Source organism: Acidiluteibacter sp. (assembly GCF_055129545.1).
This window is the reverse complement of the sequence record NZ_JBSRUB010000013.1, coordinates 29,218-41,254: the sequence shown is the minus strand read 5'-3', so window position 1 is coordinate 41,254 and position 12,037 is coordinate 29,218. Positions and strand designations below refer to the sequence as shown.

Annotated in this window: 6 protein-coding genes; all 6 read right to left on the bottom strand. The window is 35.7% G+C overall.

Annotated features, from left to right (window positions below; all coding sequences use genetic code 11):
• Nucleotides 1–38: 38 nt before the first annotated feature.
• Nucleotides 39–3,440 carry an OmpA family protein gene (locus ACTB0X_RS06305; protein WP_463024146.1) on the bottom strand — a complete coding sequence of 1,134 codons (3,402 nt, stop codon included), beginning with the start codon at nt 3,438–3,440 and terminating at the stop codon, nt 39–41.
• 19 nt (nt 3,441–3,459) lie between these two features.
• Nucleotides 3,460–4,392: a PorP/SprF family type IX secretion system membrane protein gene (locus ACTB0X_RS06300; RefSeq protein ID WP_463024145.1), complete on the bottom strand. Its 933-nt coding sequence runs from the start codon at nt 4,390–4,392 to the stop codon at nt 3,460–3,462.
• Between the two features lie 2 nt (nt 4,393–4,394).
• Nucleotides 4,395–5,093: a gliding motility-associated C-terminal domain-containing protein gene (locus ACTB0X_RS06295; protein WP_463024144.1), complete on the bottom strand. Its 699-nt coding sequence runs from the start codon at nt 5,091–5,093 to the stop codon at nt 4,395–4,397.
• A 66-nt stretch (nt 5,094–5,159) separates the two neighbouring features.
• Nucleotides 5,160–5,570 (bottom strand): hypothetical protein, encoded by a 411-nt coding sequence (locus ACTB0X_RS06290; RefSeq protein ID WP_463024143.1) that lies wholly within the window; start codon nt 5,568–5,570, stop codon nt 5,160–5,162.
• Nucleotides 5,571–5,572: 2 nt separating this feature from the next.
• On the bottom strand, nt 5,573–9,952 hold the full coding sequence (locus tag ACTB0X_RS06285; protein WP_463024142.1) for a beta strand repeat-containing protein: 4,380 nt from the start codon (nt 9,950–9,952) through the stop codon (nt 5,573–5,575).
• Complete coding sequence (locus tag ACTB0X_RS06280) at nt 9,949–12,030, bottom strand: tail fiber domain-containing protein (RefSeq protein ID WP_463024141.1); 2,082 nt, start codon at nt 12,028–12,030, stop codon at nt 9,949–9,951. The genes ACTB0X_RS06285 and ACTB0X_RS06280 overlap by 4 nt, the downstream gene beginning before the upstream one ends.
• Nucleotides 12,031–12,037: the final 7 nt, after the last annotated feature.

Here is a 12,037-nt window from a genome sequence, read left to right as displayed (position 1 = left end):
AATTTTAAGTCTTCTAGTTAAGTTTTTCAAATTGCATCCTATTTAATATAGATTTTAAACTCTGTTCTTCTATTGATTCGATTTTCTTCCTTGGTCAAAGGCACGTTCAAAATGTCTTGGATCAATAATAAATTCACTTCTCCTTTTGCTACTCCTTTTAATCGATTTTTACGAATTCCTGCATCATTCAAATAATCCATGACGGCATTGGTTCTTTTTCTCGATAATTTATCATTATATCGTTTTGGACCCATTGGGTCAGCATAGGAAATGACTTCCAAATTAATATTCTCTTGAACCAGTAACTTCGCAATTAAATCATTTAATTTTTGAACTTCAGATGAGTCAATACTAAAGCTATCAAAATCGTAATATACAACATATTGATTTAAGAAGTCAAAATAACTAGTATCAATTGGCAAAGCTCTTAAAGTGTCTGAAAATTTTGAAAATGCCATAAAAATTTCGCTATCCTCTACTTTTTCTATTGGAATTCTCGCTTTGTCGATATCTAATTTGGTATACTTAAAACTCCCTTTACCCAGCTTAGCGGCACTAGCTATTACCTCATCATTAAAGTCAAATAAAACCATATTCAAGTCGATGGCCTCATCTCCAATTTTAAAAGTATAGTTTACATCAGGATTTAACGATTCAAATTTAAATCGTCCAAATTTATCTGAAAACACGACATCTACAATGTTTCCATTTTCGTCTAATAGATAAACCTTTACGATGTTATTGTAATCATTTGGCAACTTTTTATAGACTTGGCCAAATAGCGCATACTTATCGATCAGTAATAAATCGCTATTATCATTGGCATCAATCATTTTTAATACTGCCACTTCAGAGGTCAATTTAGTGTATTCAAATTTACCTGATCCAGTTTTGATAGTATTGCTTAAGAATTCATCAGATTCATTTTGAAGAGTGATGGATAAATCGTCGTCATTTGCATCAGGTATTAAAAAGGTGTATCGTTTATCAGGATCCAGCTTTGAAAATTTAAATAGGCCAGTAGAGTCGGCATATGTTCGACCAACTATATTCCCTTGATCATCCATTATCAAGACTTCAATGCCCTTGGTAAAATCTCCGGGAAGCTTCTTATACACCTTACCATAAAAACTAACTGCATTGTCTTCTAACAATTCCGGTTGCATATTATATTGATCAAATGGCAGCGCATTAAATGTATAATCTCCATTTTTTAAACGGTTTAATAAATACAATTTTTTACTGAAAGTATTAATGGCATAAAGCTTCACTTTAGATTCATCAATAGAGTCATTTGACTGCATTCGAACAAGGTAGTTCTGATTAATTTCCAATTGGTTGAATTCAAACTCTCCTTTGTAATTAGAATAAGTAGTTCGTATAGTATCACCAGAAACTTTAAGAAGATAAATCTTCAAATTATTTATCGGTTCGCCATTGTATTCGGCCACACCTATAATTGCAGTGTGGTCAGATTTATGATTCTTCAAATAGCTATAATTAACTATTCGTGATTTATTCACTGCAAACTTTTCATCTATGCCCTTAGCGGGAATATCCACAATTCTTTCATAACTATTAACCAAAGCAAAATCAATAGATGGATTTGATTCTTGCAACATTATCAAATACTCCTTATCCAACGGTAAGTTCTTAAATGAAACTCTCCCATTTTTATCTGCGAAAGTAGAATCAATGATATTACCCACATCATCATATAGATAAACCAACATACTAGAAGCATAATCTCCAGGTAATTTGTCGAACAATTGTCCAAAAATCATGAATTCATTTAGCGCAACATCTTCAGCCTTTAGTAAATCCATCTGATATATTTCGTCCAGTCTTAAGGAGTTGAATTTAAAAGATCCGTCGGCTAACCGATCAACTAGCAACACCTTTTTGCCTGCAGCATTCGTCATATAAATCTTTGCATCAGGATAACTATCTTCATCCTTTGCATCCATTTTCACAATGTAATTTTTTTCAATTGGCAGTGGACTAAACTTAAATCGACCTTCTTTGTCAGTGTAAACTATTTCTTGGATATTACCATCCTCATCTAGCAAATTCAACTTAATCCCTTCAAGCGGCAAACCATTGTATTCAAAAATTCCTGCTATAGCGATAGAGTCAGATGAAGTAGAATCTTTTAATTGAAAATAATATACATCATCACTTCCCTTTCCACCTTCACGGTTAGATGAGAAAAATCCTTCATTATCAGAAATGAAACTAATTCCGAAATCGTCAATTACAGAGTTAATAGGAGCTTTTAAGTTGTTTGGTTGGGTGTGATCTAAAGTAGTAATCGTAGATTCAAACAAATCCAATCCCCCATAACCACTTAACCCATTGGATGAAAAATATAGCTTATCTCCTTTGCAGTATGGAAACAACTCATTCGCAGCAGTATTTACAAACCGGCCTAAATTTATTGGTTTACTCCATTCTTCACCGGCCTTGTTGACATAATACAAATCCATTCCGCCAAAGCCACCAGGCATGTCCGAGCTAAAATACAATCGACTTCTTTCATGTGAAAAATAAGCATGGCCAATAGAAAAGTCGTCTGAATTTAATGGGAATTCTTTCTCATTTCCCCATTTTTTACCATCCCAAGTGGAGTAATATACTTTCATTCGGTTGGTAAATTTTTTCCCTTTCTCTTTATTGTCTACACGAGTATAAAATGCCGTGGTCTGCGCTGAATCAAATGAAATAGGGCCGTCGTGATAGATTGTATTAATAGCTGATGAAAACTCTTTTACCTGCGAAAAGCTCTTTTTATCAGCTGACATATCTGCTTGATAAATGGACAAAAACGGTTTTTCTGTCCAATCAAAAGTGAGGTCGTTTTGGTGATCGACTCCTCTATCGGTAACAAACAAAAGCGAATTGTTATGTAAAATTGGAGAAAATTCAGCAAAAGGAGTATTTAATCCTGATACTGTATCAATTCTAAATGCTTGAAAGTTTTGCCTCCAAACTTCTACATCTTCAATAGACTGCACTGCCAATTTCGCAATAAAACTTTCCGGATTCTTACTAGCGAATTCTTTAAATTGACTTTGAGCTTTTAATAAATCTCGAGTTGCTAGTAACACTTGACCATATGACAAATGGGCTTGGCTAGGAAGGTTATTAAATGAAGCAATTCTACTGTAAGTCTTTACAGACTTATTATAGTCGTCCACTTTTCGATAACTCTCGGCAAGCTTATACAACAATTGATTGTTTGTACTGTCCTTTTCTAATGCTTTTTCGTATGCCGGTATTGCTTTGGTAAATTGAAATTTTTCAAACAATCGATCTCCTTTGTCCTTTTGAGCAAATACTGCGGATACACTGACAAAAAATAGCACAAATGCAATCGTTTTAATCCCCTTGAACGGGTTAAAAAACTGATTGAGAATGGTTATTCGAAATATATTGGTCATTCAATAATTATCAAAAACATTAAAAGTAACGAGGAGAAATCAATTTTGATTTAAAAATATCAAAATCAAATCCCACAAAAATTTCATGAGATCCTCCATTTCCGGTATTCAAGGTATTAAATGGATAATCATATGAATACCCGACTCTAAATTCTTTTGTAACATAATATTCAACCAGCGCAGCCATTCCATAGCGTTTTCTATAAGATAGCCCTAACCACAAGGTTTGTTTAAGAAAAACGCTGGCATTTATATCTAACAAAACAGGAGAATTTGCCATGCCTCGTGCTAAAATAGAGGGTTTGAAAATAAAGTCTTTATTTATAACAAATGCTCTACCTGCAGTTAATGTTAAATGTGCATTTTGTTCTATTGTGTTGGTTTGATTAACATTTTCATCAGAAATTCCCAATTTGTTTTCAGATAGATGAGCAGCTTCAATCCCAATATAATTTTTATTATCACTATAATACATCCCAAAATCGAATGATGGCATTAAGTAACTTTCACGTCCCAAATTATATGTGGCTTCTCTTGTGTCTTTGTAGTTAATTTTACTCCAATCGAATTTATAATTGTATAAACTCGCTCTTAATCCAAATCCTAATTTTCCTTTAAACAATCGAATTTTGTAGGCATAAATACCAGAAATGGCTAAAGTATTTTTAGGTCCAATATTATCATTCAGTATTTGGAAACCTGCACCCATATTTTTTCCACTAAATGGTGTGTGGATGGCCAAATTTTGAGTTGTTGGAGCTCCACTAAAACCAACCCATTGTGACCGATGGATGAGGGCAACACTTAATGCATCTCTACTTCCAGCATAAGCCGGATTTACAGACAATGGATTAAACATATACATATTGTATTGTGGATCTTGCTGAGCCATTGCTGGAGCGACCCACATTATCATTAAAAATATACCGAGAATCTTTAAATATTTGTTCATCTCTATTTTGTTAATTCTACCCAACCTTTCTTGATTTTACTTCCTGATTCTAACACATAAAAGTAGGTGGCTCCAGGCAGCAATTTATCATTTAAATTACTACCATCCCAGACAACTGAAGAGTTATTGTAATTTTTAAATTGTTTTACTTTATCGCCATATCTATTGTAAATCGTAACCGTATTATTTGGATAGTTTGTGATGTTATCAATGAGCCAAAGATCATTTACATTGTCACCATTCGGTGTAAACCCCGAATAAAATTCTAAATCACAGAAGCCCAACGGTTCAGTTTCAACAGTAAATGACTTGGTATAACTACATCCATTAAAACCAGTAACCGTGACTTGATGAACTCCTGCTAATAGGCCAGTTTGAGTAGAATCTGTTGATCCGCCTGCAAAACTGATTTGATAGGGTGCGATACATCCGTTAATATTTGATACAATGGCCGACCCATCTGAATATCCCTCACAACTTGTATTGAAAACACTTACCGTGAAACTTAACGTATCAAAAATTAACAATGAATTCCCCTGCTGGTACCCTGCTTGCAGGACATAAATAGATGAATCGGCAAAATTAACAGCAGCTTCTCCAACAGTAGATTCTAAATAATAACTCGAACTCAACGAATGATTACCAGTAGTTCCGATTACGGCACGCTCGATAGTGCTTTGAGCATTCAAATTTGCACTCAAAATTAAAGTTAGAAAGTATATTATTATGCTAAGGTTATTATTCACTTTATTTCTTTTGAATTATAATTAATCAATGCTAAATGTTGAAAAAGTTAAACCACTGACGGTTGTTACTCCCCCATTAACTGTCAACACTTTTGTTCCAATCGCTGGTTTTAAATCCCCTCTCAATATTAGCGTTCCATTATTGGTGTTAGTGCCAGTTGTGGTGGCGGTATAAACTCCATTTATTGTAAGTTGACTGCCTGCATTAATAGTTAATGAGCTTAAAAAAAGAGTAAGATCTTTGCAAACCCCTGTTGCATTTACAAATATACTTGCACCAATTGAGGTTGTAACATTTGCATTAGATGTAGGGATCCCATTACTCCAATTTCCAGTATTAGTCCAATTTCCTGAACCCGTATAATTGGATGTTTGTGCATTGGCAGCAAAGCACAACACGCTAAACATAAAAAATATAAATATCTTATTCATTATTAAGGATTTATTTTCATTTTAAATATCCAAATTCCACCTTCTCTTCTTTCAAATGAAAGGTCGTTACCATCTCTTTTAATTCTCCATGAGCCATTTGTTGTTGGGTCTCCAAAATAGAAGGCATCATTCCCTGTTCCACCATTACCATCTATTTCAATATTACCTATCACATCAAGTGTAGAAGTTGGAGAAACATTATTACTTCCAAGACCAATTTTTCCATCAGGCTTAATACTTAGCGGTTTTAAATATGTTGATCCATCAAAATATTCTAAAGAAAAATTATTCAATTCCCCACTTACTTTTCTATGATTAAATGCCCAACTCTTATCTGTACCCTCATCAGAATCCAACTTAAATCCAGAAAAATTAAATGCATCACCTACACCTTTCAAATCAAAATATGCTCCTTCGACAGCACTAGATACAGTTAATAAATTATTTGGACTACTTGTTCCAATTCCTACATTTCCATCACCTGTAATTCGCATTATTTCTTCAAAAACACTTGTACCAGCTCCACTCTGGAAAACATGGTCTCTATCGGTATCGTCACTAGTAAAAAAAACATTTCCACTAAATCCAAAAATAGTAGCATCTCTAGATGCATCAGAATCTGAAAGACGAATACCTGGATTATTGTCATTTATATGTAAGTTAGTTTGGGGTGTTGCGATTCCAATTCCAACATTACCTGCCGTATAATTAATATCCGTTCCTGATTGATTCCAAAGTGAAGAGGCTGCTGCAAAAGAAACCCAAGATACATTTCCTGCACCATCTGTTCTTAATACTGAATTAAATGCACCGTCTGAAGTTGGTAGGGTAAATTCATTCCCAACACTTAAACTCCCAAATATTTTAATGGAATCATTTGCAAAATCTCCATAAATTAAAGGAGTTGCAGAGTTTGAGTTTTCAATATACAATTTGTTATCTGTGGTATCTGACCAACCGGCTTGATATCCAATTTTAATAACTTTGTTTTGGGTAAAAGATGAATTAAAATAGTTTCCTGCATCATGACCGATAAATACATTCCCACTCCCACCGGATATTCTACCTCCAGCAGCAAATCCTATCCCTACATTATCGCTACTATTTATTTCTCTCAGAGAAAAATAACCTATAGCAATATTATTGTCGCCGGTTAAATTAGCATTTAAAGCATTTTGTCCGAGTGCCGTATTTCTAGTTCCACTTGTATTTTGTCCCATTGCACTAGCTCCTACGGCAACGTTTTCTTTATTAGAAGCATTTCCGTTTGCTAGCGCTCCTGCTCCAACTGCTACATTGCTAGAAATACTACCTCCGCCCCTTCCTACGGTTACTCCGTTTATAGTTGCATCTGCTCCAATAACTTCTAAATTACCACTTACAGTTAGTTTAGATCCAGGATTATCAGTTCCAATTCCTACATTGCCATCAGAATCTATTCTCATTCTTTCTGTGGTTGTACTTGCTCCATCTGCAGTAGTGTGAAACTGAATTCTCCCAGGTAGATCTCCAGATCCAGTAGCTGCATCCATTTCAAATGAAATTTTAGCTAGTGCACCATAAGCAGAACCATCATGAGCAAAAACGGTAACTTGACCAACAATATCATTTTGAACAACTGCAGTCTCTGAACCTTCTGAGCCTCTTGCTTTGGAAAAAGCTAGGCTTGCATTTTCCGACAAAGCACTTGCATAACTGTTGATTCTTGTAGCAACTTCTCCTGTTCCTGCAATTGTTAATTTGGCTGATGAGCTTTCTGTACCAATTGCTACCCTACCAGAAGAATCTATCACCATATTTGGATTGTTGAAGTCATTCTGTGTGAAAAATCGTATTTGATCAGAGTAATTAATATCATTGGTGCCATATAAGTTTATACCAGCACCATTATTTAAAGCTGTATCTGCTCTAATTACTAAAATATTTCTAGTTGCTAAAGCTGAGTTATAAATTACTGACCTGCTTACTCCCTCAAGAGAAAGTTTACCCCCGGCCACATGTAATGTTGTTTGTGGTGCTGAAGTTCCTATTCCAACTTTACCAATTGTATAATTAATAGTAGAGCCAGATGTATTCCATGGGCTTGATCCTGCATCCTCCCAAACAGCTTTTCCAGCGCCATCAGAAGTTAACACTTGACCATCAGTTCCTTTTAACCCTGGTAACGTATAACCAGAACCATCTTTGGCAGAATCTAAAGTTACAAGGCCATTAAAAGTTAACTTATCATTTGCAAAATCCCCATAGATTAAAGGGGTTGTTGAGTTTGAGTTTTCGATGTATAATATATTAGATCCGCTTGAGTTTCTTCCTGCTTGGTAGCCAACAAACACATTAGAATTGCCGTTATTGAAAGTGCCAGCACCTGCACCTAGTGCTACAGAATTACCAGACCCTGAAGCCAATGCATCTATACCCACAGCAGTGTTTCCATTCCCACTTCCACTTTCAAGGGCAGCATAACCAATCGCAACATTATCTACACCATTAGTCATACTTCTAGTTCTTTCACCTACCGAAACATTTCTTCCACCATACATCGCTAACCTAGATTCTAATAATTCGTACTTTAAACTGTTATTAATTTTTACTTCAAGGCCTGTAGTTAGCATTTTTGAGTAATTCGATGCAGAAGTTGCTATTAAGTTATTGGTATCGCCAGTTGACCAAGAAATAGTTCCAGTACCATCGGTTTTTAATATTTGTCCATTAGTACCTCTGTTAGTAGGAAATGTAATCGAATCACCGATACTTAATGTTCCGTATATCTTAACAGAGTCATTTGCAAAATCTCCATAAATTAATGGAGTTGAAGAGCTGGAATTTTCAATGTAGAGTTTGTTGGAGCCTGTTTCTACAATTCCGGCGTTATCTCCAATAAAAACACTGCTTGACGCAGCTCCACTATTTTTTCCTGTGGCGTGGCCAATAAATACATTTTTATTTCCAGTGTTTAACTGTCCAGAAGACCTCCCAACCATAACGTTTCTGTTGGATGTAACCGCTTGGCCAGCTTCAGCACCAACAAAGGTATTCTCTCTAGATATGGTTAAACTAGAACCAGCATTATAACCAATCGCCACAGTGTAATCTGCATCTGTCAAATTTACACCTGCGTTATGACCAATCGCAACATTTCTATTTAATGTTAAATTATCATTTGAGCCAGCATTCTCGCCGATATAAGTGCTTTGACCTGAATTAGATGGTTCAATTCTTGTAGATTGCATTACCCATCTTTCAGTTCCACCTATGTCAAATCTAATAATATCCTCGTCAGCACTTTCTTCTACTTGAATTTTGGTATCGCCATCTGTATCTTGAAGAAGTGCAGGAACTGGAACTGACGTCCAGCCTATTGTTCCTCCACCATTCGTTTGCAATACTTGCCCGTTTGTGCCATCTGCTGTTGGAAAACTGAATGCATTACCAACACTTAACGTTCCAAATATTTTAACTGAATCATTTGCAAAATCTCCATAGATTAAGGGTGCTGTTGTATTTGAGTTATCAATAAATAATGCATTATCTCCTAAATAGCCAGTACCTGCTTCGTTTCCTAGAAATACATTAGAATTTCCGCTTGCTCCAGAACCTGCTGCATTACCAAGTGCCACATTTTGAAAGCCTCCAGTGTTGCCCGACAAAGCATTTCTGCCAATTGCGGTATTGTTATAACCAGTTTCCATATTGGTTAATGAAGCGCGGCCAAGCGCTGTATTGTGATATCCTGAGGTCAAAGCTTGCATAGATTGTTGCCCAATAGCAGTATTCTCTCTTACTGAAACTGAGGTCGGAGCATTCATAACATTAAAGCCTATTCCCACATTATCTCTACCTAGAGTTCCTTGCATACTATTGTTCCCCAAAACTACATTCTGATAAGCACTAGCATTTGAAATTAAGTTAGAACCAGAATTGTTACCAATTGCAACCGAGTTATTTATGTTGATGATGTCAATTCTTCCGCTATCCATTCTAAAAAACTCCGTGCCTGCTTGATCAAACCGTATAATATCTTCATCAGCACTTTCTTCTACTTGAATTTTGGTGTCGTTATCTGTATCAGAAATAAGACTACTACCATCAACAGCTGACTGAATTTTAATCCAAGAAGGAGCTGCCGGAGTTCCTGCATTAAAATAAAAACCAGGAGTATTGTCTGTTTGAAAGATCATTAGTCCTGTAGCCGGACCTGATATTGCATTCTTCTGTGTTGCTGTCAATCTAGGAATTAACATTCCTTTTTGAGTGGACACTACATCCAACATCGCAGAGCTGTCTGGAGCAGCACCATTTGCATTAATAGATACATTCTGAGCATTGGAATTAATTATTCCAAGCAAAAAAGTAAAGATCAATATGATTTTTAGAATTCTCATTTTGACTCAGTATTTAATTTAAGCGCCTCAAATTCCTTAAATAAATAATTTATTTGATCTTGTTGTTTCTTATTTTTGAGAATCTCAGCTTCTATTATAACTTGCTGCTCTTTAACAGCCTGTAACAATACAGCTGTAAATTTTGGGTAATCAACTGATAGAAATCCATCTTCGTCTTCTTGAACCAACTCTGGATATACCGATTGAATATCTTGAGCGATCACTCCAATAGTCTTTTGATCAGTGTAATTTCTTTCGGGAAAACTAATAGTATCCCAATAGTGATATACTCCTGTAATTTCATCTAAGGAAGAAAGTACATTTTTGATCTCTTCAATATCAGTCTTTAGTCTTCGGTCAGAAGCATAAACTGTGGCGTTTGCGCGAATACTACCATTCACATCTAACTTAAAAGATGGAAATCTTCCAATGCCAACATCACCTCCCGATTCCAATACCAAACGATTACAAGCCACATTACTTTCGCAAAAGTTGAGGCTGTTTGCATCAGCAAATATGTCCCATTTTGCAGTGCCATCATTTTGGTCAAATCGTAATGCTAAATCATTTGATCCCGCTATAATTCTTAATGGTACATTGGATAATGCCGAACCATTAATTCCTAAATAATTGATTTCCCCTCCGCCATTAACATCTAGTTTTTGAGATGGAGTTTCTGTTCCAATTCCAACACTTCCTGTTGTATCAATATACATTACAGTCGGGTTTCCGAAGTTGCTTACTCCTGAAGTAAAACGGATAGCACTACCATTGATCTTTAATAATTCTGACTTAGATCCACTGGAAGAGGAAAGTAAACTTTCTCCATTGTTGTTCATTAGCAACGCATATGTAATTCCAATTGGTAAGGAAGCAAGAATAGTGCTCCCGGCAATAATTGAGCCTTGAACATGGAACTCCTTTCTAGGGTTGGTGGTACCTATTCCTACTTTTCCATCTTTATCAATTATTAGACGTACTGCATTCGTTCCGCCCACTTTTCCTCCATAAATCCCAAAACTTCCTTGTGGAAGAGCAGTTCCAACCGCTTGATCAGAAAATAATGCCCAATTAGCACTATCATTAGTAAACCATAAACCCGTTTGACCTGAATCAGCTCGCATTCTGAGTAAATTATGCATCGCCCCTTCAGTACGAATACTAAAACGTTGCCCTAAGTCTTCGTTGCCAACATATACTCTCCCCAATGGCGATATATTAAGAATAGTATCGGGGGTTGTTCCATTTAATGTGCCTGTGGTAAAATAATGTCCTGCTCTTGCATGATATTGCATAATATCTGTATCAGTATTCGAATCCCAACCTGCTTCTCCAATAAATGCATTCCATTGTTGGGTTGAAGAATGATAATCATCGCCAAAAACCAATCTAGCTCCACCACCAAATAAGCCTTTGCCATATAAATGCAATAAACCTTCAGGTGAATTAGTTCCAATGCCTACTAAAGAATCTCCTGTAATTCTCATTAATTCGCCACTAGAGTCGGCATCAATAGCTGAATAGAAAACGTGATCTGTCGTATTTTTATCCACTTGATACCTTAATTCTCCGAAGCCAGTTCCAAAACCTAAAAATTGATGCTGGTTTGGAGAGTTTGTATACAAGGATATTTTTTTATTAAAAATACTGTTGTCTATTTCTAAGGGTGCACTGGGGTTGTTTATTCCTATTCCGACATATTTATTGTTGTAATAAATACTGGTATCGCTAGCATATTCCCATTTTGAACTATCCAATTCGGTTTGAATTCTTAGCCAGGATGGTGCTATAGCACTTCCTTGATTAAAATAAAAGCCAGAATCTAGATTGATTTGAAACACCAATAAGCCTGTTGCAGGATTAGCAATTGCTAATCTCTGAGTCTCGGTCATCCTTGGTATCAAAACTCCTTTAGCCGTATCAGAAACATCTAGCATGGCGGAAGGATCAGGTGTTTCTCCATCTTTATTAATTGAAACATTCTGACCAAAAGAAAAAGTGTTTATAGCAAGTAGCATAAGGGCAATAAGAATTGCCTTACATCCTGAAATTCCACTATACATTTTAAACTTTTTCATTTCTATT